At 63.9% G+C, this 24452-nt stretch carries 27 protein-coding genes; 19 read left to right on the top strand and 8 right to left on the bottom strand.

From position 1 onward, the window contains the following. The first annotated feature begins 10 nt into the window (after positions 1 to 10). Positions 11 to 850, top strand: coding sequence for a hypothetical protein (locus E2583_RS11315; RefSeq protein ID WP_291595812.1), 840 nt, complete (start codon positions 11 to 13; stop codon positions 848 to 850). Between the two features lie 56 nt (positions 851 to 906). On the opposite strand, the gene E2583_RS11310 is transcribed toward E2583_RS11315, so the two are convergent. After that, positions 907 to 1233, bottom strand: a complete 327-nt coding sequence (locus tag E2583_RS11310) for a DUF2917 domain-containing protein (protein WP_291595810.1) — start codon at positions 1231 to 1233, stop codon at positions 907 to 909. Between the two features lie 152 nt (positions 1234 to 1385). Between E2583_RS11310 and E2583_RS11305 the strand changes: the two genes are divergently transcribed. The 8 genes from E2583_RS11305 to E2583_RS11270 all read left to right on the top strand — a co-directional run bounded on the left by E2583_RS11305 (position 1386) and on the right by E2583_RS11270 (position 7796). Beyond that, positions 1386 to 2822 carry a PLP-dependent aminotransferase family protein gene (locus tag E2583_RS11305; RefSeq protein ID WP_291595809.1) on the top strand — a complete coding sequence of 479 codons (1437 nt, stop codon included), beginning with the start codon at positions 1386 to 1388 and terminating at the stop codon, positions 2820 to 2822. Positions 2823 to 2875: 53 nt separating this feature from the next. Then, a complete protein-coding gene (locus tag E2583_RS11300; protein ID WP_291595807.1) occupies positions 2876 to 3148 on the top strand; it encodes a hypothetical protein in 273 nt (90 codons plus the stop codon). After that, positions 3145 to 3585 (top strand): PIN domain-containing protein, encoded by a 441-nt coding sequence (locus E2583_RS11295; RefSeq protein WP_291595805.1) that lies wholly within the window; start codon positions 3145 to 3147, stop codon positions 3583 to 3585. Before E2583_RS11300 ends, E2583_RS11295 begins: the two co-directional genes overlap by 4 nt. 68 nt (positions 3586 to 3653) lie before the next feature. Next, entirely contained in the window at positions 3654 to 4772 is a 1119-nt protein-coding gene (gene hisC / locus E2583_RS11290; RefSeq protein ID WP_291595803.1) for a histidinol-phosphate transaminase, read from the top strand. Further along, a complete protein-coding gene (gene hisB, locus E2583_RS11285; protein WP_291595801.1) occupies positions 4769 to 5392 on the top strand; it encodes an imidazoleglycerol-phosphate dehydratase HisB in 624 nt (207 codons plus the stop codon). The genes hisC and hisB overlap by 4 nt, the downstream gene beginning before the upstream one ends. 81 nt (positions 5393 to 5473) lie before the next feature. Continuing rightward, positions 5474 to 6142 carry an imidazole glycerol phosphate synthase subunit HisH gene (gene hisH / locus E2583_RS11280; protein ID WP_291595799.1) on the top strand — a complete coding sequence of 223 codons (669 nt, stop codon included), beginning with the start codon at positions 5474 to 5476 and terminating at the stop codon, positions 6140 to 6142. 57 nt (positions 6143 to 6199) lie between these two features. After that, a complete protein-coding gene (gene hisA / locus E2583_RS11275) occupies positions 6200 to 6943 on the top strand; it encodes a 1-(5-phosphoribosyl)-5-[(5-phosphoribosylamino)methylideneamino]imidazole-4-carboxamide isomerase (protein ID WP_291595797.1) in 744 nt (247 codons plus the stop codon). Then, positions 6936 to 7796 (top strand): D-hexose-6-phosphate mutarotase, encoded by an 861-nt coding sequence (locus E2583_RS11270; protein WP_291595795.1) that lies wholly within the window; start codon positions 6936 to 6938, stop codon positions 7794 to 7796. Before hisA ends, E2583_RS11270 begins: the two co-directional genes overlap by 8 nt. Positions 7797 to 7914: 118 nt before the next feature. On the opposite strand, the gene E2583_RS11265 is transcribed toward E2583_RS11270, so the two are convergent. From E2583_RS11265 to glmM, 7 genes are all read right to left on the bottom strand, one after another. Further along, on the bottom strand, positions 7915 to 8784 hold the full coding sequence (locus E2583_RS11265; RefSeq protein ID WP_291595793.1) for a hypothetical protein: 870 nt from the start codon (positions 8782 to 8784) through the stop codon (positions 7915 to 7917). Between the two features lie 47 nt (positions 8785 to 8831). Beyond that, the gene (locus tag E2583_RS11260; protein ID WP_291595791.1) at positions 8832 to 10466 is read right to left on the bottom strand and encodes a DUF2334 domain-containing protein; all 1635 of its coding nucleotides are present in this window, start codon (positions 10464 to 10466) and stop codon (positions 8832 to 8834) included. Between the two features lie 33 nt (positions 10467 to 10499). Further along, the gene (locus tag E2583_RS11255) at positions 10500 to 10823 is read right to left on the bottom strand and encodes a hypothetical protein (RefSeq protein WP_291595789.1); all 324 of its coding nucleotides are present in this window, start codon (positions 10821 to 10823) and stop codon (positions 10500 to 10502) included. A gap of 102 nt (positions 10824 to 10925) precedes the next feature. After that, positions 10926 to 13676, bottom strand: a complete 2751-nt coding sequence (locus tag E2583_RS11250; protein ID WP_291595787.1) for a tetratricopeptide repeat protein — start codon at positions 13674 to 13676, stop codon at positions 10926 to 10928. 10 nt (positions 13677 to 13686) lie between these two features. Beyond that, a complete protein-coding gene (gene nrfB / locus E2583_RS11245) occupies positions 13687 to 15909 on the bottom strand; it encodes a cyclic di-3',5'-guanylate-activated glycosyltransferase NrfB (protein ID WP_291595785.1) in 2223 nt (740 codons plus the stop codon). Next, entirely contained in the window at positions 15896 to 17077 is a 1182-nt protein-coding gene (gene wecB, locus E2583_RS11240) for a non-hydrolyzing UDP-N-acetylglucosamine 2-epimerase (RefSeq protein ID WP_291595784.1), read from the bottom strand. Before wecB ends, nrfB begins: the two co-directional genes overlap by 14 nt. A 158-nt stretch (positions 17078 to 17235) precedes the next feature. Next, the gene (gene glmM, locus E2583_RS11235; protein WP_291595860.1) at positions 17236 to 18570 is read right to left on the bottom strand and encodes a phosphoglucosamine mutase; all 1335 of its coding nucleotides are present in this window, start codon (positions 18568 to 18570) and stop codon (positions 17236 to 17238) included. Positions 18571 to 18774: 204 nt separating this feature from the next. Between glmM and E2583_RS11230 the strand changes: the two genes are divergently transcribed. From E2583_RS11230 to E2583_RS11185, 10 genes are all read left to right on the top strand, one after another. Beyond that, positions 18775 to 19128, top strand: coding sequence for a hypothetical protein (locus E2583_RS11230; protein ID WP_291595782.1), 354 nt, complete (start codon positions 18775 to 18777; stop codon positions 19126 to 19128). 162 nt (positions 19129 to 19290) lie between these two features. Beyond that, a complete protein-coding gene (gene hisF, locus E2583_RS11225) occupies positions 19291 to 20091 on the top strand; it encodes an imidazole glycerol phosphate synthase subunit HisF (protein ID WP_003058607.1) in 801 nt (266 codons plus the stop codon). 69 nt (positions 20092 to 20160) lie between these two features. Continuing rightward, positions 20161 to 20589, top strand: a complete 429-nt coding sequence (gene hisI / locus E2583_RS11220; RefSeq protein ID WP_291595858.1) for a phosphoribosyl-AMP cyclohydrolase — start codon at positions 20161 to 20163, stop codon at positions 20587 to 20589. Between the two features lie 4 nt (positions 20590 to 20593). Next, on the top strand, positions 20594 to 20989 hold the full coding sequence (locus tag E2583_RS11215; RefSeq protein WP_003058603.1) for a phosphoribosyl-ATP diphosphatase: 396 nt from the start codon (positions 20594 to 20596) through the stop codon (positions 20987 to 20989). Between the two features lie 13 nt (positions 20990 to 21002). Further along, positions 21003 to 21401: a hypothetical protein gene (locus tag E2583_RS11210; protein WP_003058601.1), complete on the top strand. Its 399-nt coding sequence runs from the start codon at positions 21003 to 21005 to the stop codon at positions 21399 to 21401. Positions 21402 to 21645: 244 nt separating this feature from the next. Continuing rightward, entirely contained in the window at positions 21646 to 22689 is a 1044-nt protein-coding gene (locus tag E2583_RS11205; RefSeq protein ID WP_291595777.1) for a patatin-like phospholipase family protein, read from the top strand. Positions 22690 to 22788: 99 nt separating this feature from the next. Then, positions 22789 to 23157: a histidine triad nucleotide-binding protein gene (locus E2583_RS11200; RefSeq protein ID WP_291595775.1), complete on the top strand. Its 369-nt coding sequence runs from the start codon at positions 22789 to 22791 to the stop codon at positions 23155 to 23157. Between the two features lie 117 nt (positions 23158 to 23274). Then, positions 23275 to 23511, top strand: a complete 237-nt coding sequence (tatA, locus tag E2583_RS11195; protein ID WP_291595773.1) for a Sec-independent protein translocase subunit TatA — start codon at positions 23275 to 23277, stop codon at positions 23509 to 23511. A gap of 22 nt (positions 23512 to 23533) precedes the next feature. Continuing rightward, positions 23534 to 24055 carry a Sec-independent protein translocase protein TatB gene (gene tatB, locus E2583_RS11190; protein WP_291595771.1) on the top strand — a complete coding sequence of 174 codons (522 nt, stop codon included), beginning with the start codon at positions 23534 to 23536 and terminating at the stop codon, positions 24053 to 24055. A gap of 156 nt (positions 24056 to 24211) precedes the next feature. Beyond that, the coding region (locus tag E2583_RS11185) for a twin-arginine translocase subunit TatC (RefSeq protein ID WP_291595769.1) at positions 24212 to 24452 on the top strand (241 nt) is incomplete at its 3' end.

Below are 24452 nucleotides of genomic sequence, written 5' to 3'. Positions count from 1 at the left end.
GAGCCCAGTCGTGAGTTTCTGGCGCGCAGGCAGTGGGATGTTGCTGGGCGTGCTGTTGCTGGTCGCAGGGCTGGCGGGTTGCGGTGCATTGCCTTCAACCCAGGATGCCATGCAGGCTGCACAGACCGGATCGGCAGTGCCGCGCACGCCCAGGGTCGAGTCCACGCTGGGAACGCAATGGGGGGAAGGGCGGGAGTCCGCCACCCGCACCGTGGAAGCCGCGCGTCTGCACCCCGATCGCCCGCGTGCCGTGGCGCAGCTGCGCTATTCCGACGAGGCCAGCATCCGGCGTGCGCTGGGGCGCAGCAGCGATCGCCAGCTCAGCATGCAGCTGGCCGAGGGCGATGTGGAGTGGTCGGTGCAGGACGGACAGGGCCGGCCGCTGCCCATTTTCAGCACACCCGGCGCTCAGGACCATCAGCTTGCCGGCCGCCATGGCGAGCGCTACGAACTGGTCTACACCAACCGCAGCCAGCGGCACTATGAGGTCGTGGCCACAGTGGATGGTCTGGATGTACTCACCGGCCAGAGCGGCAGCTTGCGCAATGCCGGTTATCTGCTGCGTCCCGACGAGACCTTGCGCATCGAGGGCTTTCGCAAGAGTCAGCGCGAAGTGGCCAGCTTTCGTTTCGCCAGCAAGGAGCGCGCGTATGCCGCCAATACGCCGGCGGGCGATGCCCGCAACGTGGGGGTGATTGGCGCGGCCCTGTTTGATGTGCGCGTCGCAGAGCCCGATCCGGACCGGTCTCGCCGCACAACGTCCGGGCAGGAGTCGGGCGATCCCGGGGGGCCCAGTGCCTTCCCGGCGGATGGCGGGCCGTTTGCGCCGCCGCCGCAGTACCGGCGCTGAACCTGTGTTCTGTCCTGCGGAAAGCCCGGCGCTGTCGGGCCTTCCGGTCGGAGACTTCAGGCCGCCGCCACGGTGGCTGACACCGCGGGGGCTGCCGCAGCGGCGGCAGAATCGGAACTGTGCGCGCAGACCAGGCTCCAGCACAGGGATGCGCTCTGCGAGCCTTGCGCGCCCAGATACACACGGGCGGGGCCGGCGAAGCACAGCGATTCGCCGGCGTGCAGGAAGTAGTCTCTTGGCTGCCCCTCGCAGGTCAGCCAGACAATGCCGCTCCGTGCCTGCACCCATAGGCGTTGGGTGGCGTTCAGGGGCACGGCCTGCACCGATGCGCTGGCTTGCAGGGACAGGGTTTTGCAGTCGTGGGGGGCGGTGGCTGAGTTCATGCCCCGACTTTGCAGGGCGAGGGTCTGTGCTGCCAGTCACAGCGGCAGCGTATCCGGAGGAGCACAGATGCCTGCCGCGCGGCATCTGTACTGCCCATGCTGCCATTCATCTGTGCTGTATGTGCGTGTCTGTGCCAGTACAGAATCCCTGCATGGAATTTGATGCGTCGACACCGCGTTATCTGCAGATAGCAGGGCAACTGAGCCAGGCCATACGCCAGGGTGCGCTGGCCCAGGGGCAAAGACTGCCCTCGGTGCGCGTGCTGGCGCGTCAGTACGGGGTAGCCCAGACCACGGTGGTGCAGGCCTATCACTGGCTGGAGGATGCCCGGCAGGTCACGGCGCGGCCGCGCTCGGGTTTTTTTGTAGCTCCGCGCGCCGTGCAACTGCCCGAGCCCAAGATTTCCCGACCCATGCGCCGACCCCGGGCCGTCTCACTGGACTGGCTGGGGCAGCGCGTGCTGGGACGGGATCAGCCTGAAGGCATGGTGTCATTCAGCAGCGGCACCCCGGGTATCGATCTTCTCAACCCTGATCGGGTGCGCCGCGCCCTGACCCGTGCCGTGCAAAAGCACCGCCATCTGCTGTGCACCTATCCGGGTTCGGACGGTCACGAAGAGGCGCGCCGTGCGCTGGCCCGCTATGCCGTGGGCCTGGGGTGCAGCCTGGACCCGGAGCGGATTCTCATCACCGGTGGCTGCATGGACAGCGTATCCCTGTGTCTGCGTGCCGTGACCCAGCCCGGTGATGTGGTGGCGCTGGAGTCACCCACGCATTTTTCGTTTCTGGAAGTGCTGCAGGCCCTGCAACTCAAGGCCCTGGAGATTCCCTGTCACCCCCGCCACGGCCTGTCGCTGGATGCGCTGCGGCTGGCGCTGGAGACCCAGCCTGTCAAGGCCTTGCTGCTGGTTCCCACGCTCAGCAATCCGCTGGGCAGCTGCATGCCCCAGGCCGAGCGCAAAAAGCTGGTGCAACTGGCGCAGGAGCATCAGCTGCCAGTGATCGAGGACGCCATCTATGCCGATCTGGCCGAAGGCGATGCAGCTCGGCGCAGTCTCAAGTCCTACGACGGCACGGGCCAGGTGATGCTGTGCCATTCCTTTTCCAAGACGCTGGCACCGGGCTTGCGCCTGGGATGGCTGGAGGCCGGGCGCTGGACGGACAGGGTGCGCCAGATCAAGGAGATGCAGGCGGGCGGTCAATCGGCGGTCCTGGAACTGGCTCTCGCGGATCTGATTTCGCAGGCCGGTCACCATGCCGCCATGCGCCAGTTGCGTGGCGCCATTGCGGCAAGGGTCGAGCAGGCCAGGCAGGTGATCGCGCAGAGCTTTCCTGCAGGCACGCGTGTCAGCGATCCACCGGGCGGGCTGCTGTTGTGGCTGGAGTTGCCGGCACCGCTGGATGCCGTGGCCCTGCATCAGGCCTGTCTGTCCCGAAAGATCCTGATTGCGCCCGGTGCCTTGTTCGGTGCTGCCGGCCGCTTCCGGCAGGGAATCCGTGTGGGCCTGGGGGGCGAGTGGACGCCGCAACATCTCCAGGCCCTTCGGCAGGTAGGCGCAATGGCCTGTTCCATGCAGCTGGCAGCGTGATCCTTGAGGTACACGAATTTCGTGTCACACGAAATTCGTGTACCATCCATGCCATGAAGAATGTCACCATCACTGTCGAAGACAGCGTGCTTGACTGGGCGCGGATCGAAGCGGCCCGGCGTGGCAGCAGCGTCTCGCGGATGCTGGGTGACTTCATGGCCGAGCTGATGCAGCGCGAGGATGCCTACGAGCGCGCCTACCTGGCCTGGCGCACCGATGAGCGCACCTGGCAAGCAGCCGTCCAGCCGGCTCAATCCCAGGTCCGCAGTGCCAGCAGCAAGCGCGCTGCCGTTCCCGCCGGTGCCGAAGCCGAGGTGGCCAAGTGAACCCCGTGTTTGTCGATACCTCGGTGCTGATCGCTGCGGAAGATGCGGCCGGCGGTGCGCTGTATGCGGCCACGCTGGAATGGCTGGACCTGCTGTGGCGCAGCCGCAGCGGCCGCACCAGCAATCAGGCCCTGGTGGAGTTTTATGACCAGGCGACCACGGCAGCCTTGCCCCTGCCCCAGGGAGACGCCCGCGCTGCCATCCGGCGCTACCAGACCTGGACGCCCTGGAAGACTGACGCCGCCACCCTGGAGACGGCGTGGGCCGTGCAGACCCGCCATGCGCTGGATTTTGGTGACTGCCTGGCGGTGGCCTGTGCCCAGCACAGCGGCTGCCATCAGATGCTGAGCCTGCACCTGCCTCACGGGGCGGAGTTCGGCGGGGTGACCGTGGTGCACCCGCTGCAGCAATCTGCCCGTGAGAATCTTGAGGCTTGAGCGCCGCGACCGTAGCGACCCCATCGACTGCATCGGCCAACGCAAGCCTCGTGTGAAGGAGTGAACCCATGACTGCCCAAGATATCCAGACCAGAGCCCTGCAACGCATCCGCGCCGATGTGCGCGCCATGCAGGGCTATCATGTGCAGCCCGCGCAGGGCCTGCTCAAGATGGACACGATGGAGAACCCCTACCGTCTGCCGCCCGAGCTGCAGCAGAAGCTGGGCGAGCATCTGGGGGCACTGGAAATCAACCGCTACCCTGGCGAGCGCCAGGAAGTGCTCAAGCAGATGCTGGCCGACTACGCCGGCGCCCCGGCTGGCACCTCGGTGCTGCTGGGCAATGGCTCGGACGAGATCATCACGTTGCTGGCGCTGGCCACGGCCCAGCCCTGCAACGACGAGCGCGCCAAGATGCTGGCGCCCATGCCGGGTTTTGTCATGTATCCGCTGTCTGCCAAGCTGCAGGGCCTGGATTTCGTGGCCGTGAACCTGACCAGCGACTTCGACCTCGATGTGCCGGCCATGCAGTCCGCCATCGCCGAGCATCAGCCCGCCATCACCTATATCGCCTATCCCAACAATCCCACGGCCACGCTGTGGGCCGAGGACAAGGTGCAGGCCGTGATCGACGCCGTGGCCGGGATCGGCGGCCTGGTCGTGATGGATGAGGCCTACCAGCCCTTTGCCAGCCGCAGCTGGATCACCCGCATGAAGGCCGATCCTGCGCGCAACGCCCATGTGTTGCTGATGCGCACGCTGTCCAAGTTCGGTCTGGCCGGCGCGCGCCTGGGCTATCTGATCGGCCCTTCGGCCATCGTCAACGAGATCGAGAAAGTGCGCCCGCCCTACAACATCAGCGTGCTCAACTGCGAGACGGCGATCTTCGCGCTGCAGCACGAGTCCCTGTATGCCGAGCAGGCCGCCGCCATCCGCGCCGAACGCCAGCCGCTGATCGATGCCCTGGCCCTGCTGGACGGCGTGCAGAAAGTATGGCCCTCGGAAGCCAATATGGTGCTGTTGCGCGTGCGCGATGCCGGCAAGGCCCAGATCGAAATGAAGCAGCGAGGCGTGCTGGTCAAGAATGTCTCGGCCATGCACCCCTTGCTGCACAACTGCCTGCGCCTGACCGTGGGCACCCGCGAAGAAAACGCCCAGATGCTGGCGGCACTGAAAGAAAGCCTATGAGCAATATCGTTCCCTCCGTTGCCCAGAACCTGCCGCGCATTGCCGAAGTGCAGCGCAACACGGCCGAGACCCGCGTCGCCGTGCGTGTCAACCTCGACGGCACGGGCAAGGCCAGCCTGAACTCCGGCATCGGCTTTCTCGACCACATGCTCGACCAGATCGCGCGTCACGGCCTGATCGACATGGACATCGAATGCGCGGGCGATCTGCATATCGACGGCCACCACACGGTGGAGGACATCGGCATCACCCTGGGCCAGGCCTTTTCCAAGGCCATTGGCGACAAGAAGGGCATCCGCCGCTATGGTCATGCCTATGTGCCGCTGGACGAAGCGTTGAGCCGCGTCGTGATCGACTTTTCGGGCCGTCCCGGCCTGCACATGGACGTGAAGTTCACGGCCGGCAGCATCGGCCAGCTCGATACGCAGCTGGTCTTCGAATTCTTCCAGGGCTTTGTCAATCACGCCGGCGTGACGCTGCACATTGACAACCTGAAAGGTGCCAATGCCCATCACCAGTGCGAAACCATCTTCAAGGCCTTTGCGCGTGCCATGCGTTTTGCACTGGAGCATGATGAACGCATGGCCGGTGTGATTCCCTCGACCAAGGGTGCTCTGTAATCAGGAGCTTCTTGCTCCTGTTCAAGCTGTATTTCAGAGCTTTTTGTATTTAAAAGCTAATCTCTACAAGCGATAGCTGCTATGAGTTTGAAGAACAACACCGTGGCCGTGGTCGATTACGGCATGGGCAATCTGCGCTCGGTCTCGCAGGCGGTGCGCACAGCCGCAGCCGATACCGGCTGGGAGGTGGTCGTCACGGCCGATCCCGAAGTGGTCCAGGGTGCTGACCGCGTGGTCCTGCCTGGTCAGGGAGCCATGCCCGATTGCATGCGCGAGCTGCGCGAATCCGGCTTGCAGCAGGCCGTGCTGGATGCGGCTGCCAACAAGCCGCTGTTCGGCGTCTGTGTGGGCATGCAGATGCTGCTCGACCATAGCGAAGAGGGCGATGTACCGGGCCTGGGGCTGATTCCCGGCAAGGTGCGCAAGTTCGATCTCGAAGGCAGGGCGCAGGCCGACGGCAGCCGTTTCAAGGTGCCGCAGATGGGCTGGAACCAGGTGCGTCAGACGCTGCAGGGCGGCAAGCCCCATGCGCTGTGGACTGGAATTCCCGACGGCAGCTTCTACTACTTTGTACACAGTTTTTATGCACAGGTGATACGAAGCGCGCACTGTGCGGCCGAGACCGACTATGGCGGCCTCTTTGCATGTGCCGTCGCACGCGATAATATTTTTGCGACCCAGTTCCACCCCGAGAAAAGCTCGGACCAGGGGCTGTCGCTGTTCCGCAACTTCCTGGGCTGGAAGCCCTGAAGTTTTCTTTGTGCACTGGCCATTTCTGACGGCCAAACTTGCTAGCAGATCACCATCATGTTGCTCATCCCCGCTATCGACCTCAAGGACGGCCACTGCGTTCGCCTGATTCAGGGTGATATGGACCAGTCCACCACTTTCGGTGAAGACCCCGCAGCCATGGCCGCCAAATGGCTGGATGCGGGGGCACGTCGCCTGCACCTGGTGGACCTGAACGGCGCCTTTGCGGGCCAGCCCAAGAACCTGTCGGCCATCAAGAGCATTCTCAAGGAAGTCGATGGCGAGATTCCCGTGCAGCTGGGCGGCGGCATCCGTGACCTGGACACCATCGAGCGCTACATCGATCTGGGTATCGAATACATGATCATCGGCACTGCGGCCGTGAAGAACCCCGGTTTTCTGCAGGATGCCTGCAGCGCCTTTCCCGGCCACATCATCGTGGGCCTGGACGCCAAGGACGGCAAGGTGGCCATCGATGGCTGGAGCAAGCTCACCGGCCAGGACGTGATCGAAACCGCCAAGCGCTTCGAGGACTGGGGTGTGGAGTCCATCATCTACACCGATATCGGTCGTGACGGCATGCTCAGCGGCATCAATATCGACGCCACCGTCAAGCTGGCCCAGTCGCTGAAGATTCCGGTCATCGCCTCGGGCGGTCTGGCCGGCATGGCCGACATCGAAGCGCTGTGCAAGGTGCAGGACGAAGGCGTGGAAGGCGTGATCTGCGGCCGCGCCATCTATACCGGCGATCTGGACTTCGCTGCAGGCCAGGAGCGTGCGGACGAGCTCACGGGTGAGTGATTTGACGTTTCAGGCCCTGGACTGGAAAGGCCTTCCCGCGATTGCCCTGAAGCTGGGCCAGGGCGACTCGGTGCTCATCTGCCTGCAGGGCGCCCAGGTGCTGTCCTGGGTCGGCCTGGGGCAGGAGCGCCTGTTCCTCAGTCCCCGCGCATCCCATGACGGCAGGAGCGCCATTCGCGGGGGCATTCCGGTCTGCTTTCCCCAGTTCAATCAACGCGGCCCGCTGGTCAAGCATGGCTTTGCGCGCATCAGCCACTGGCAGGCCGATGCTGCGCAGCCATCGGGCGAGGATGGTGCGCAGATCTCCCTGCGCCTGACGGACAGTGAAGCCACGCGCGCTGTCTGGCCGCATGCCTTTGAAGCCGTGCTCACGGTTGTGCTCAGGCCCGGCGTGTTGCGCGTGGAGCTGGCCGTGCACAACCGCGGCCGCGAAGACTTGTCCTTCACCGCTGCCTTGCATGGCTATCTGCGCGTTCAACAGGTGACGCAGGCCAGCTTGCACGGCCTCGACGGACTGCGCTACTGGGATGCGGCTGCGGCCTTGCCCGACACCCATGCCATCCAGGCCGGCCCGGTCGGCTTCGGCGTCGAGACCGATCGCGTCTACCCACGTGCCGCCGCCGACCTGCAGCTGCAAAGCGCGGGCCGCCCCTGGCTGCGGCTTGCCCAGGATGCGCCCTGGAGCGAAACCGTGGTCTGGAACCCCGGACCCGCAGTGTGCGCCGGGCTCCACGACATGGAAGCCGACAGCTGGCAGCAGATGCTGTGCGTGGAGGCGGCGGCCATCGATGCGCCGGTGGTTCTTGAAGCCGACCAGCGCTGGCAGGCGGCACAGACCTTCGAATGCTTTTGAAGCACTGAACGGGCAAGGGTGAGGCCACCCCGAGCCTGGATCGGTTCACGTGCGCAGACCTGCCGGTCCTGTCGCCGGCTCCATGGGCCCAAGCCGCGGAAGCAGGGCCGAAGGCGGCTCAGCGGGGCTTGCTGTCCAGGGCATCCGCCAGGGCATCGACCAGCGGCGGGTTCAGATAATGCGGGCCGTCGAAGGCGAAGACCGTCCAGCCCTGATAGGCCGCCAGTTGCGGCAGAAACTCCTCTGCCATGGCGCTGCGAAAGCCTCCCCCCGGCGCAGGCCGGAAGGCTTCGGCAATCACGCGCACACGCGCATGTCCCAGATGGGCCGTCAGCATTTGCAGATACTCGCGCGCCACGGAAGGCGTGCGCGCGTGCACGCCGACGCCGTCCTGGAAGAACACGCCCACGTCTTCCGGTATCCAGCGCATGATCCAGTCCACCAGCGCTTGAGGCCCCATATTGGCATTGTCATAGGCGCTGATCCACAGCGGACGCGGCAGCTTGTTGAGCACCTCGGTGAGCTGACTGGGCGCAGCCCAGGTCGGATCGACTTCGACCGGAAAGTACCAGCCGGCAACCCGCAGCGGCAGCGCTGCGATGGCCGCCTTCAAGGCATAGGACTGCATGGCCAGCTCCGCGAGGCTGGCACGCGCCCTGGTCTCGTCATGCATGCCGGCCAGGCCAAGAATCAGCTCCTGCGCCCAGGGTTCCGCCGCGATACGCTCCCAGTCCGGCAGGTTGCGGCCTATCGAGGCCAGATAGGTGCCGGGCACCAAGCTCAGATGGTCCACGGCCGTCCATTGCACCAGCAGGCGGCGAATGCCCAGGCGCTGCCATGCGCCACGAGGGCGCAGCGTGTCGGCACTGGGTTGCCAGACCATGCCGGGCAGGCGCAGGCCGGGCCGGGCCTGGGCTTCGGGCAGACCGCAGGCCAGCACCCAGGCCAGGCCCAGGGCCTCGCGTCGGCTGCAATGTTGCATCGTCATATCGAGGGGGTGGGGCGCTTTCTCCGTGCGGAGAAAGCGCTTTCCTTTCATGGCAGCTGACTGGGGACCGTCCAGGTGAAGCCCAGATTGGAGATGCCGCTGATCAGGCTCTTGAAGTCCGCCAGGCCAGGGGTCCCGACCTGCGGCTCCAGCCAGAACGGGTGGAAGAAGAACGAGGCATAGCCGTCACGCACCGTCTTCACATACTGGGCATTGGTGAGAATGTCCTGCCAGGTGTAGTTGTAGGAGGAGGTCGGATCGATCAGGTGGATGTCGTACTCGATGTTTCCCAGGCTTTCGGGCAGCACTTTCTGGCCGTAGTAATCGGTCTGGATGGGGTAGGGGAAGATCTGGCCCACGGCAAAGTCCTTCTCCACCGCCGCAGTCAGATTGGGCTTGTCCGCCGTGTAGTAGACGACGCGCTGATAGGTCTTGGGGAAGACCTGCGTGCTGGCCTTGGACGCCAGTGCCGAGCCCTGATAGTGCGGAGTCTCCCAGGCGGTGGGGCGGTAGCCGTTGAGGTTCAGCTCCAGCAGGCCGGCCCGGTAGCGTCCGAGGGCCCAGCTGGTCGAGTCTTCCGCCACGGGCTGGTTGTTGACGATGTCCCAGAACTCGTAGTCGTCGCCGCTCACGGCCGTATAGCGGTTGCGCACATTGCTGTATTGGTGCGTGTAGCCATGCATCACGATTTCGCCGCCGCGTACCAGCGCATAGTTGAGCGCGCGCTTCAGGTTCGTGGCCTGCGACATGGGCACCTGCATCGGCACTCCCGAGTTGTAGACGCCAAGAGGATCCTTGTAGTACGGAATGGTCGCAATCGAAAACGGTATCCGCAGCTGGTAGAGATAGTCGGTCAGCGATTTCATCGCCGTCACACTGACCAGCGCGCCCACGTCTTCAAGCCGGACCATGGCCTTGTGGCTTTCGGCATGGTTCACTCCCAGCATGTCGTGGAGGATGTCGGTGAGCACCAGATAGCGGTCGCGTGGCCCGATATAGCTGAACGGCAGATCCGCCACATACCAGAAGTTGCCTGACCTCACCACATAGGGAGCCTGCTCGCCGGTCTTGGGGTTGGACATGGAGACCAGGTTCTGCGCCTTGGTGGCATCGGTGATGGCCGTCAGCCCCACATCGGGGTCCGCATTCACGGCGCCGGTGCTGCTGTCGTAGGCGTAGTATTTGACAAAGGGCAGGCTCTTGTAGGTGATGGTGTCAAAGAACCCCGGCGTGGTGTTGCTGGAGGTCGGCGCGGCATTGAGGCCGCGCAGTGCCGTCAGGTTGAAGCCGTAGCGTGACTGGAAGCCGTAGGTCGGGTCCCAGGCGAACTGCCAGAGGTTGTACTTGAACCAGACGATGGTCTTGCTCGAGCTGGCGGCATCGGCCATGAAGGCGGCGGGAACCGGGTTGTCGTAGTACGAGCCCAGGTAGAAGGTGGCGTCGTAGCCGCTGAGCTGGCCTGCCGTGTAGTTCTGCACCGGGACCATATCGACCTTGCTGTCGAAATGTCCGAGCAGATTGCGCAGCATGATGGCGTAGCCGAATCCGAGCTTGGTGTAGGCCGTATTGGGCGGCGCGTCATAGAGGATCAGCGTGCGCGGGCCTGTCTGCGCAAAAGCGCCAGGGCTCGCAAAGAGCATAGCGAGCAGCCATGCCCCGAGAAGGCGTCCTAGGGTTTTCATGAGACTCTCCTGAGATCAATACAGGGATGGGGTCTATTGCTGCTGGCCACGGAAGGGGCCGCCCGGACCGGGCTTGTCCTTCGGTGGACTGCCGGGGGAAGAGTTGCCGGGCTTGGTCGGCAGCTCATCCAGCGAGTCATCCCGTGTGTAGTCCTTCTTGAAATGTCCTTTGTGGTGATGCGCACGCTCGTTGCGCTTGCGCTCTTCGGGGGCGGCGCCGACATCCATGCGGATCTGGGCGCTGCCAGGTGGCAAGGGGGGCGGCATGACGTTGGAGGCCTTGGAGAAGCTGGCCCCGCTCAGCAGCGCCAGCGCGAGCAGCGCGCGCATGACCTGCCTTTGATCGAGGGAGTGCATGAGAGTCTCCTTTCTGAGGCGCAGAAAGAAAAAGTGTCGAAGAACACCATCTCCACAAACTCTAGAAATGGCGATGGGTTCCGGCCTGGCAGGCGTGCCGTCTCAGAAGACCAGGGCAGCACGTAGGAACACGCCCTTCCCTCTGTCGTCCCCGGCAAGCCGGGCGCGATATTGCAGGGAGAGGTCGAGGTAGGAGCGAGGTGCATGGTCACGGTCCTCGCGGAACCAGAAACGCATGCTCACACCAACGCCAGCGCCCACCGAGCTTTGCTTGCCCGAGGCTGTGCGTTCAGAGTTGTAATCAGCGCCCAGGACCGCGTGCGGAAACAGCACCAGTCTCGAGTCGCCCCCCCCCATACGGAAACTGCGCCCTGCTTGGGCTTCGAAGGTCGCGTAGTTCTGCTTGCGATGAATGAATCGGCCCGCTTCGGCGTACACATTGACGGTGTTCCAGCTGGGCACGTCGACGCGCAGATCGGTGCCCATGCCGCCCGAATACCCCATGCGCAGCAACCAGTCGTTGCTGGACAGCGAACCGATGCGTACGCGCCGTTCGACCGCGAGTATGAGGTTGTGATCGCTCAGCGGCTTGGCTCGGATGCCGACAGCCCCCTGGGTGGTCTCGCTGCCCGTGGGGACCCCGTGGCGGCTGTAGACGGTTTGCGCAGCGCCGCCATAGAGCTCCCAGAAGCGGCCGTCGCCGAACTTCTGCGGGCGCCAGTACACCTCGCTGACGAGTTGGGCCACGTCGCCATAGAGGCCGGGCTGTGCACCGGCGGCACCCAGGGAAATGCCGCGATAGCCTAGCAGGGTGTTGACGCCCCAGGAGCGGTCGCGGTCGGCGACCTCGCGCCGGGTTTCATATTGCTGCTGCGGCGTCATGTCCAGCCTGCCCTCATGGGAGGCGCTGATCGCCTGCTTGAAGTAGGCGATGGACTGCTCGTTCTCGGCCAGCCGGCTTGCGGCATAGGCGCCGTCGCGCAGCGCCGTGTCCGGCATCCGGCCCTGGTCGCGTGCGCGGTTGAAGATGCTCAGGGCCTGGCGATCGTCTTTCACGCGGATCGCCAGATAGGCCAGATCGGGGTCGGCGCTTTGCTGCAGCTCCGGCTCGGAGACGGCCCGGGCAAAGCGTGCTGCCGCCTCGTCACGCCGCCCCAGTTGCAGCAGCAGATCCACCTCGCTGGACAGGGACAGGCCGCCTATCTGCAAGGCTGTCTGGGCATCGGCATTGGCCGCCTCGGTCATGCCCTGCTCGAGACGCAGACGGCTGCGCAGGGCCAGCACTTCGACGGCATCGGGCTGCAGCTGCAAGGTTTGATCGGCTTCGTCAAGCGCCTGCGCCTTCTGGCCTGCAGCCAGCAGGGCCTGCAGGCGCAGCTCGCGATAGGGCAGATGCCTGGGGTTGAGTTGTATGGCGGCAGCGGCCTTGTCTGCCGCCAGCGCATATTGACCGTCTCCGTAGGCCTGATAGGCCTCCTGTGCGACCCGGTAGGCAGGGTTCGGCGCTTCCTGTCCGGGCCATATCTCGCAACCGGGCACATCGCCGGCGCTGAAGCAGTTGACCAGGGGCAAGGGCAGTTCATAGCCGCGTGAAAGGGTCGAGGAGCGCAGGGCCTGGAGCCGTTCGCGGCGGCTTCCGAGAACGGCATTGCTGTCCGTTGCCAGTGCCTGCATCAGCCGCTGGGCGCGCTCGGTCTGACCGGCTGCCAGCGCCGCATCAAGGGCAATCAGACCGTAGTTCTGCCGCTCCGACCGCGACAGATGGGGCGCGGAAAGGGCTGCATCGAAGGCCTGCTCGGACGCCATGCCGCGACCTTGGACATGCAAGGCTACGCCCTGCAGCACCTGCAATGCCGGATCATGCTGCAGGGCCAGTCCCTGTTCCGCCACACGCTGTGCCTGGGCGGCCTGCCCGTCCTGGAGCAACAGGCCCAGCCATTGCAGCCGAGGCGCCAGTGCCTGCGGTGCCAGACGCACGCTGGATTCGGCATGGCGAAGGGCCCTGGCCATGTCGCCTTGCTCGCGGGCCTGCATGGCCTGCTCGAACGGACGCAGTGCCTGGCGCTGACGTATGGAGGTGCGCAGCATCTGCCAATCGGCGTCCGACTGCAGCTGCTTGACATTGTCCAGTCTTGCTGCGCGGGCTTCGGCCTCGTCGAAGCGTCCGTTCTCCACCAGCAGATAGACCAGCAGGCGCTGGTAGTCCAGACGCGCCGGGGCTGCCGCCACGGCTTGCCTGGCCAGAGGCAGTGCTGCGGCAAAGTCGCGTCGCTCGGCGGCGGCATAGGCCTGGCTGGCCTTGGCGTAACCCGCAGGCATGGCCGGTGGCGCCGGGCTCCTGCGCGGACGCGGCGGGGTGTCCGTTGCCGTTGGGGCAACCTTCGCGGGCTCCGCAGTTGTGGCTGTGGCAGGTGCAGTCACACTGGGTGCCTTGGGCGTTTCCTCGGCGGCCGGAGCCGGCACGGGCTGAGGCTCGGGCAGTCTGGCCGGAACCGCTCCCTGGTGCATATCGCGCAGGGCCTGGGCCAGACGCGCATCGCCCGGGTGACGCTGAAGCTGGGCTTTGAGCACGGCTTCGGCCTGCGCGGGCTGGCCAAAGCGGCGATGGGCCGCAGCCAGTTGCAGTGCGATCTCGGTGTTGTCCGGCGCCAGGCGTTGAGCCTGCTGCAGCTCGGAGATGGCGCGCTGTCCATCGCCGCGCGCCATGGCCTCATACGCCTTGTCGATGCGGGGGTAGACCTGAAAGCGCTGTCTGGGGCTGATATCCGGGCCCAGATCCACTACCTGCGCCACTCCATCGTAGGAGGTGGCGCATGCCAGGGAAAGAACCAGAATGGGGCGAGAAAGCTTCATAAATCGGTCCCTAGGCAGCAACGGAGACGATCGGGGCGGCATCAAGGCGGCGCAGCAACTGTGCCATGGTGACCTGCAACTGCTGCTGCAGGCGCAAAGCTTCGTCCAGGGTGGCCTGCGTCAATGCTCCCTGGTTCACCAGGAACAGACCCAGGCTGTCATCGCTTTGCTCATGCCTGAGCAGCAAGGCGTTCAGCACGGCCGTATCGATACGGCCCAGGGCTTGGAGCACCTCGCCCAGCATCAGCTGCCGCGATACATAGAATTTCCACAGCTCCTTCGCCTGCTCTGGGGAGACGCGCTTGCGTTCCACGGCCCAGGCAAGCAGTTCACGGGCTGGTTCCCCATGCTGTCTTGCGTACAGTCGCCGCAGCTCGACCGTGACCTCTCCCTTGGGGGCAACGAGGTAGCGCACAGGCCTCTCGAGCTTGCGCTCCAGAGCGGCGTGCGAGACCGGGTCAATGACCGACTCGCTGGCCAGGACCAGCGTCTTTCCTTCCTCGCGCAGCGGCACCACGCTGTAATGCAGTGCCAGATGTGCCGGCAGCAGCGCCGCGATCTCGTCCGGGATCAGGCGCTCGCCCAGAAACTCCCAGGAAACGCCGGCCTGCTGGGCAACCGCAGCGGCCAGCTGTGCGGTGCTGATCAGGTCCTTGTGCACCAGGGCACTGCCCAGGCGCAAACCCGGCGTGGGGCGCAGCAGTGCCTCCTGCAACTGGCTCTCGGTCAGGGCACCCTGTGCGATCAGTATCTGCCCCAGGGGCTGGCGCAGCCGGGGGCCCTCTCCCAGCATGGGGAAGTCGTGGTCGGTCTTGGCCCAGGCCATGCGCCGGATGTCCTTGGCCTGGAGCGCCTGGGCGATGGCCCGCCAGTTGGCCAGAAAGTTCACCAGATTGCCCCAAAGCAGGCGCGGAAGCGACATCAATCCCTGGACGATGCCGTAGTAGCTGGTGACGAAGAACATGCGCTGGGCAATGCGGTTGAGCATCAGCGCGAAGTTCGCGGCCAGCAGCGCATACAGCCACCAGTCGCCCTGGAAGATGGAAAGAAACCGGTAGCTGTCCGGTACCAGGCGCTGATAGAGCCAGATGGCAATCAGCTGCATCGCCAGCAGCATGGCCAGAAAGCTGGCGAAATTGGTGAGAGCTCCCTTGCGGTCACGCCAGAGGAAATAGTTCAGCACGCCGCTATTGGTCCAGCGCAGGGTCTTGAAACCCTGGATCACGATGCCGGTGATCCAGCGGGACTTCTGCCGTACCGCCGCATTCAGCGTATCGGGGAAGAACTCCCGCACGCAGATGACGCTGGCTTCCCGGGCGCTGCGCCCGCGCCGGCGTGGCTGGTCGGGATCGGTCGGCTGGTCCGCATCGTGCACGGGAAAGCGCACGAAGATCTCGCGCATGCCCAGCTGCTTGAGCCGGAAGCCGATGTCGTAGTCCTCGGTCAGGCTCTGGGTGTCGAAGGCCACGCCGTCGCCCATCTCCAGCAGCGCCGTGATGGCGCGGCGGCTGAAGCAGGTGCCGACGCCGGCGCTGGGCACCTGGCCCACCATGGCCTCGCGTACCACGATGTCCTTGGCATGCAGCTCGGCAAACTCGTCCAGGTAATGCCCGCCGGTGAATTCGCGCAGCGGTCGCTCCAGGGGGTAGACCGGCAGCTGGATCAGATCCTTGCGATCCACGAGGAAATTGAACAGCCTCAGCTCCAGCTTGGACAGCACGTCTTCCGAGTCATGCAGGATGAAGCCCGCAAACTCGATGCCCGAGCGCTGCTCGAACTGGAAGATGGCATCAAGCACATTGTTGAGGCAGTCGGCCTTGCTGGTCGGCCCGGGGCGGGCGCAGACCACGCTGTGCACATTCGGGAAATGGGCTCTGACCTGCTCCACATCGGCATGGGTCTGGGGATCGTTGGGGTAGGTGCCGATGAAGATGTGGTAGTTCTCATAGTCCAGCGTGGTAGCCGCCAGCTGCGCCATCTTGCCGATCACGCCATGCTCCTGCCAGGCGGGCACCATGATGGCCAGCGGCTTCTCGTCCACACCGAGCAAGGCCTTGTGATTCATCTGCTCATGGCGCGAATATACGGTCAGCGCGCGCCAGATGCGCCGCCCCCAGTAAAAGAGGTCGATGAACAGATCGTCCAGTCCGCTGATGAAGATCACCACCGCAATGACGATGGCGATGCTCTTGAGAACGTAGAGGTATCCGGTGAACAGGTCAAGCCAGGACATGGCGCGTCCTTTCTGCGGCTTTCTGTGCCAGGCCTGCGTGATCAGGCCTCAGCATCTGGTTCAGTCTTTTCTCGGTGCGTTGTGCTGCAGTCCCGTCGCCAAACGGGTTGCTGCTGGCCTGCATGCGGGCGTAGGCGGCCTCGTCATGCATCAACTGGCGCACGGACTGAGCGATCCTGCTTCTGTCGGCTCCGACCAAAGCGGCGCAGCCGGCTTCAAGCACTTCGGGACGCTCGGTCTCGTCGCGCAATACCAGCACCGGCACCTTGAAAGTGGGGGCCTCCTCCTGCAGCCCGCCGGAGTCGGTCAGCACCAGCCAGGCATCGGCCAGGGCCTGCTGCATGGCCAGATAGTCCAGAGGGTCTGTCAGACGGATGTTGGGCAGTCCGCCCAGCAGCCGATGGACGGGCTCCTTGACCACCGGATTGAGGTGGACCGGGAACAGCACCGGCACCCGGGGGAACTCGCGCGCGATATCGGCAATGGCTTCGCACACATGATCCACATCGGGGCCCCAGTTCTCACGCCTGTGCATGGTGACCAGAATATGGCCTCGGCCCTGGATGCGACGGTGGATGTGGTGCTGCCGGCTGGCCCATAGCTGGGCATCGACGACGGTGTTGCCCGTCAGTTCGATCATTTCCGGCGCCACGTTTTCGCGCTCCAGTGCCTGGCGGGCTCGCAGGGTGGGGGCCAGATGCAGGCTGGCAATGCGCCCTATCATCTGCCGCAGGCCTTCCTCCGGAAAGGGGCGGTGCAGGTTGTAGGTGCGCAGGCCGGCCTCGACATGGACGACCGGCACCTTGCGGTAGAAGCCGGCCAATGCCCCCTGGAAAGCGCTCTCGGTGTCGCCCTGCACGATCACGGCCTCGCAGGCGGTGTCCATCAGCACGGACTCCAGCTGGAGCCGGCAGCCGGTGGCGAATTCCAGCAGCGAACTGCCCTGTCTTTGCAGCACATGGTCGGGCTGGATATGGAAGCAGTCCAGCATCTGATCGGCCATATCGCCGTGCTGGCCGGTGTGCAGCCAGATGGGCCGGGCCCATTGCGACTGCTTCAAGGCGTGGTAGACGGGGGCCAGCTTGATGATTTCAGGCCTGGTCCCGGACACGATGAGCAACTGTGCGATATCTGGCTGTGCGCGAAGGGTCCCGGAGTCCTGATTCATGGCGTTCTCCCCTTGAGTCAATCGGTATCAGACGTTCTTCATTCGTACCTGCTCAAAAATCATCTGTCACGCGCTGCTTCGGGTATGTCAGCCAGCTCCTCGTGCTGGCCGCGCTCGGAGCCGGATTTCTCCATGGCATGGGTGCAGCCGCCGCCGGACTAACCGTCTCTGGCTGCGGAGACCAGCCGCTCGGCGCAGCGGCTGGCCTGATCGCCGTCCTGAGCCTCCACCATCACATGCAGGACCGGCTCCGTGCCGCTGTGCCGAACCAGCACCCGTCCGGTGGAGCCCAGCTCTGCCTCGACCTGCGCCTGCACGCTTGCCAGCAAGGTGTTGCTGCGCCAGTCCCGATCCGGCGGCAGGTGCACATTGAGCAGTGCCTGGGGATAGAGCTGTACCGGCAACAGCCATTGCGACAGCGTGCGGCCGGTGCGCACGCAGGCCTGCAATATCTGCAGCGCATTCACCAGGCCGTCGCCCGTGCTGTGCCGGTCAAGGATCAGCAGATGGCCCGAACCCTCGCCGCCGAAGGTCCAGCCTCGGCGGCTGAGTTCCTCGAGCACGTAGCGGTCACCGACCTGGGTGCGCATGAAATCCACATCCAGCAGCCCGAAGGCCTGCTCCACGGCCATATTGGTCATCAGCGTGCCGACAGCGCCCGCAATGCTCTCGTCATGCTCCAGGCGGTCCGCCACGATCAGGTACAGCAACTCGTCCCCGTTGTAGAGTCGCCCGGCCGCATCCACGACCAGCAGGCGATCGGCGTCGCCGTCCAGAGCGATGCCGAAATCTGCCCCACATCCCGAAACGGTGGTGGCCAGCAACTCCGGATGTGCGGCACCGGCACCCTGGTTGATATTCAGGCCGTCGGGAGCGCAGCCGATGGTCACCACGTCGGCACCGAGTTCATGGAAGACCATGGGCGCAATCTGATAGGCCGCTCCATGGCCTGCATCGACCACGATCTTCAGCCCGCGCAGGCTGAACGCATGGTCGCAGGTGCTCTTGCAAAACTCGACATAGCGGCCGGCTGCGTCATCGAGGACCTGCGTTTTCCCGAGCGCGATCGCCGAGACCCAATGCGGCTCGTCAGGCAGCATTTGCTCGACGGCCACCTCCCAGACATAGGGCAGCTTGGTGCCTTTGGCGCTGAAGAATTTGATGCCGTTGTCCTCGAAGGTGTTGTGGCTGGCGCTGATCACCACCCCCAGGCTGGCCCGCAAGGCCCGTGTGAGGTAGGCCACGCCCGGCGTGGGCAGCGTGCCGACCAGCACCACATTCACGCCTGCGGAATTGAAGCCCGACACCAACGCACTTTCGAGCATATGGCCCGAGATGCGAGTGTCCTTGCCGATCAGCACCGTCGGGTGCTCTTCACCACGGTGAAGCATCCGCCCGACCACATGGGCCAGATGCAGGGCGAAGTCCGGTGTGATCGGGAAGTACCCAGCCCGACCACGGATTCCGTCGGTACCGAAATATTGGCGTCTCATATCCATGATGATCACCTGCGCTGGAAGACAGTCGTCGAGCGGGATGGATTGCCGATTCCGCCCATGGATTCAGAGGAATAGGTGTCTGAAAATATTAAAACTATTGATTTATTTTTTTCATAGTTTCACTAATAAAAATAATTCAAACAAGAACGCCGTGTAAAAAATAACATCTTTTTACGTCATGAATATCTGGATGCCAATTTGGATTTTCATTCACACTATTCGGGGTATCCGGTTTCGGCCGGAAACGGCTTGCAATCAAGCCTGGCCTTGCTTGCCGAGGATCTGCCGCTTAGCCGTCGTCCATGGCTGTTGACAGGGTTTCTGTTTGCGTACAGCTCCTCGCGTGTCGCTGGGAAATGGACGATGCGCCATGCCGGGCATTTAATAGGGGATGGCATTTGGGTGCAGAAAAAACAAAATCGGCTCCAAATCATGAGTTCCGAAGCCAGCCCGGCGTTTTCTGTTATTCAATTGGAAGCAGAAGATATGGATGAATTCTCGGGCTGCGGGCCGGTTTCGGGATTGACGCACCGGCCGGTGCCGTGCCAATGACTGGCGATGGGCCGGCAATGCCACGGCGACGGCGCACCTGGCCGACCGGGTTGCATGCGGTGCAATGCAGACACGGCAGGGCCGCACAGGGGCATGGCCGGGGCAGCGGCGAGGCCGTGGTATCTTTGGCGCCCCTGTTCCTAGATATTCCGAGACTTGTCCATGCTTGCCAAACGCATCATTCCCTGCCTTGACGTGACCGGCGGCCGCGTGGTCAAGGGCGTCAATTTTCTGGAGCTGCGTGATGCGGGCGACCCGGTGGAGATTGCCGCGCGCTACAACGCCCAGGGTGCGGACGAGCTGACTTTCCTGGACATCACGGCCACCAGCGATGGCCGTGATCTGATTCTCCCCATTATCGAGGCGGTGGCTTCGCAGGTCTTCATTCCGCTGACCGTGGGCGGTGGCGTGCGCAGCGTGGAAGATGTGCGCCGCCTGCTCAATGCCGGAGCCGACAAGACCAGCTTCAACTCCGCCGCCATCGCCAACCCGGACACCATCAATGCCTGCAGCGACAAGTACGGCGCGCAATGTATCGTGGTGGCCATCGACGCCAAGCGCCGCACGCCCGAGGACGAGCAGCGCATCGGCCCCGGCGGCACGCCCATGGGGCCGGGCTGGGATGTATACAGCCATGGCGGGCGCAAGAATGTGGGGCTGGATGTGGTGCGCTGGGCCGAGGAGATGGCCAGGCGCGGTGCCGGCGAGATCCTGCTGACCAGCATGGACAAGGACGGCACCAAGAGCGGCTTCGATCTGAAGCTCACGCGTGCCGTGGCCGACGCCGTGGCCGTGCCCGTGATCGCCTCGGGCGGTGTCGGCAATCTGGAAGATCTGGCCGATGGCGTGACCATTGGCGGCGCCGATGCCGTGCTGGCCGCCAGCATCTTCCACTACGGCGAGTACACCGTGCAGCAGGCCAAGGAATGCATGCGCGCGCGCGGCATTCCCGTGCGTTTATAAGATTATTTTGAGAGCGGCTTGCGCAGGGTACAAGCGGCTTTCCATATGTTTTGTGGTTGAAATCGGCTGCTGGCCTGCGCTGGCAGCTATACAAAACAAAGGTCTGCAATGAGCTGGCTCGATCAGGTCAAATGGGATGCGCAGGGGCTGGTGCCCGTGATTGCGCAGGAGCAAAGCAGTGGCGACGTGGTCATGTTCGCCTGGATGAACCGTGTGGCACTGGAGAAGACCGCCGAACTCGGGCGGGCCGTGTACTTCAGCCGCTCGCGCAACAAGCTGTGGTTCAAGGGCGAGGAGTCCGGCCATGTGCAGACCGTGCACGAGATGCGCATCGACTGCGACAACGACGTGGTTTTGCTCAAGATCACGCAAGAGGGGCATGATCCCGGTATCGCCTGCCATACCGGTCGCCACTCCTGCTTCTACAGCGTGTTCAAGGACGGACAGTGGCTGGCTGTCGATCCGGTCTTGAAAGATCCTGCTTCCATCTATAAATAAAGTCATGTCTGAACAAAACACCGCGTCGGTCGAGGGCGCACTGGCCCGTCTGGCCGCCGTGATCGAAAGCCGCAAGGTCGCCAATGGTGGTGACCCCGAAAAAAGCTATGTCGCGCGCCTGCTGCACAAGGGGCCCGACGCCTTTCTGAAGAAGATCGGCGAAGAGGCCACCGAAGTCGTGATGGCCGCCAAGGATGTCGATCATGGCGCGGACAAGGGCAAGATCCTCTATGAAGTGGCTGATCTGTGGTTTCACTCCATGATTGCGCTGTCGCACTACGGCCTGACACCCGCAGAGGTGGTGGCCGAGCTGGAGCGCCGCGAGGGCACCAGCGGTCTGGAGGAAAAAGCCCTGCGCAAGGCCCAGGAACGCGCTGCTCAGGAAGGGGCGGCCAAGTAACAAGGAAGCACGAATGAATGACGATCGCGACATCATCGATGTAGGCCCCGGCGGCTCTGCCGAGGTCGAGGGCCTGAAGGCCTGGGGCTGGGTCAGCTATCTGCTCCACCTGATCGTGGCCGTGGCCGCGGTGCTGCCGGGCGCGCAGGTCAGCGTGCTGCTGTTGCTGATTGCGGTTGTCATCGATCTGGTCAAGCGCGACGATGCGCGCGGCACCTGGCAGGAGAGCCATTTTTCCTGGCGTCTGCGCAGCGTGCTCTGGGCCATCGTGCTCTATGCGGTGACCTTCCCGTTCTTCCTGCTGGGCCTCCTGATCTTCAACCCTGCCTGGGTGTTGATCTCCATCTGGTTCCTCTACCGCATCGTCAGCGGCATGATCGCCATGAACAAGAATCGCGCGATCCGCTCCTGAGCCGGTTTTGCCCGACATCGAAGCCCCCGCTTTACGGCCGGGGCTTTTTTGTTTTGGCAAGCGGTTTTGCTGCACTGCAACAGATTCGGGCCGGCAGGCTGACACGGGTGCCGGGCCTGTGCAATGCTCGCGGTGCTGGATAAGCTGCGGAAATTGCGCAGATTCGCTGGATATGTCCGCTGTGCGTTCGCAGCGACAGTTCCAAGCCCCTTACCTGGTTCCTCAACCTTCACAGGATCGTGCCATGGCTGCAGAGACTTCCCACACCCTCAACCTGGCCCTGCAGGGCGGGGGATCGCATGGCGCGCTGACCTGGGGCGTGCTGGATGCATTGCTCGACGATGACGGCCTGATCTTTGAAGGCATCAGCGGCACCAGTGCCGGTGCCATGAATGCCGTGGCGCTGGCCCATGGCTTCGCGCAGGCGGCTGCGCAGGAAAAGAATCTGGACGATGCCCGTTACCTCGGGCGTCAGCTGGCGCGCCAGTCTCTGCGCGAGCTGTGGGAGGGCGTGGGCACCATGGGCAGTGTGGGCAAGATGTTCTGGGCTGCACCGCTGCCGGGTAGCAAGCAGTTCATGGGGGTGCTCAACCAGTTTCTGTCGCCCTATCAGACCAATCCGCTCAATATCAACCCGCTGCGGCAGCTGCTCACACGGGTGGTGGATTTCGAGACGCTGGCCCATCCCGCTCATCCTGGCGTGGTGCCCAAGCTCTTCATCTGCGCCACCAATGTGCGCACGGGAGGAGGCAAGATCTTCAAGGGCGAGCAGGTGACGGCAGACGCCATCATGGCCTCGGCCTGCCTGCCGCAGCTGTTCAAGGCGGTGGAGATTGACGGAGAGTGCTACTGGGATGGTGGGTTCTCGGGAAATCCGGCCCTGTATCCGCTGATCTACGAGACCCGGAGCCGGGACATCCTGCTGGTGCAGATCAATCCCAAGGAGTCCGATGTCTCGCCCGATACGGCCCGCGAGATCATGGACCGCATGAACGAAATCACCTTCAACGCCAGCCTGCTGGCCGAGTTGCGGGCCATCGAGTTCGTGGTCAAGCTGCTGGAGCAAAAGCGTCTGGACCCCGAGCGCTACAAGCATGTGCTGATGCACCGCATCGACGGCGGCTCCGTGCTCAAGCCCTTTGGGGCGTCGAGCAAGGTGCGCGCAGACATGGGCATGGTGCGCAAGCTGTTCGATCTGGGGCGTGAGCGCGGCCAGCAGTGGCTGCAGCTCAACCGAGAGCACCTGGGTGTCAAGCAGACGCTGCGATTCAACGAGAATAGGGGATAGCCTCCATCGGGGGCGATGCCATTGCCTGCTTCCTGGCCTTCCTGGGCCATGGGGAGGGCAGGGCGACCGGAGTACTGAACCGTAGAGATACCAGAGACCATGCACGACCACGATTACGACGCCCATTGCATTTTCTGCCGCATCGCCAAGGGCGAGATTCCTTCGCGCAAGGTCTATGAGGACGAGGAGCTGTTCGCCTTCCATGACATCCACCCCGGTGCCCCCGTGCACTTTCTGGTGATTCCCAAAAAGCACATCCCCTCCATGGCCCAGGTCGGCGCCGAGGATGCGCCCCTGCTGGGGCGCATGATGGCGCTGGCCCCCAGGCTGGCACTGGAGCAGGGCTGCAACCCTTATCCCGATGGCGGCTTCCGCATCGTGGTCAATACCGGCAGCGAAGGCGGACAGGAGGTGCACCACCTGCACCTGCACGTCATGGGCGGCCCTCGGCCCTGGCTCAAGGGCTGACGGGCAGGGCGGGCCCTCACCCGGGGATAGAGCTGTGCGCTGCAGGCTTTTTGGGTGATTGATTCGTATCTGTCACAAGCCCCGTCTAAAATGGTTTGCAATTTCTAGGAGATTCTCATGGGCTCGTTTTCTATCTGGCACTGGGCGATCGTGCTGCTCATCGTGGTTCTGGTGTTCGGCACCAAGAAGCTCAAGAACATCGGCTCCGACCTGGGCGGCGCCGTCAAGGGCTTCAAGGACGGCATGAAGGATGGTGCGGCGGATGCCGACTCCAGCGCTGCAGCCGGCCAGGTGGCCAACCAGCAGGCTGCCGACAAGGCCACCATCGATGTGGAAGCCAAGCAAAAGAGCTGATCGCGGCAGGACCGACATTTAGATGTTTGATATTGGCCTGTCCAAAATGGCGCTGATCGGTGCCGTGGCCCTGGTGGTCATCGGCCCCGAGAAGCTGCCGCGCGTGGCTCGCATGGTGGGCACCTTGCTTGGCAGGGCGCAGCGCTATGTGTCCGACGTCAAGGCCGAGGTCAACCGCTCCATGGAGCTCGATGAGCTGCGCAAGATGAAGGACACGGTCGAGAGCGCGGCGCGGGACGTGGAGTCCAGCATGCGCAGTCAGGCCTCCGATCTTGAAAAGGACTGGAGCGATGCGACCAGGGACCTGCGCGACGACTCGAACATGACTTCGGCTTCGTCCTTCGGCTCCTATGACGCAGAAGGTGGCTACACCGGTCTGGATACGCACAGCAGCGTGGTGCCCAGCTACCGGCATCCGCGCAAGAACTGGCGTGTCAAGCGCGGTGCCGTGCCCCAGTGGTACAAGGCCCGTGCCGGGGTACGCAGCAAGGTCCAGTCGGGTGCTGCACGCGTGGCGCGCTTTCGCCCCAAGAAGTTCCATTGAACATGCAGCTCAGCAGCCTGCCGGCCGCAAGGTCGGCCATGGCCGGTCCCAGTGGGCCGGCCTGGCTGCCCGCATGTCGCTCTTTGCCCGTGATTCACGGGCGTTGTTGTTTCTCAAGCGTGTGGAGTCGATCGGGCTCCGACGCGGTTTTGCACCATGTCCGAACCCTCTAAAGAAGACGAACTCGCCGGCACGGAGCAGCCGTTTGTCCAGCACCTGATGGAGCTGCGTGACCGCCTGCTCTACAGCCTGTATGGCGTTTTGATCGGCGTCGGGCTGCTGATGTTCTGGCCGGGCCCTGACGGCCTGATCGACTTCATCGCCCTGCCCATCAAGGAGCACATGCCGCCCGGCGCCAAGCTGATTGCGGTGGGCGTTTTCTCGCCCTTCTTCGTGC

The organism is Comamonas sp., assembly GCF_009360615.1.
Classification (GTDB): domain Bacteria; phylum Pseudomonadota; class Gammaproteobacteria; order Burkholderiales; family Burkholderiaceae_C; genus Comamonas.
This window is presented reverse-complemented; position numbering and strand designations above follow the sequence as displayed.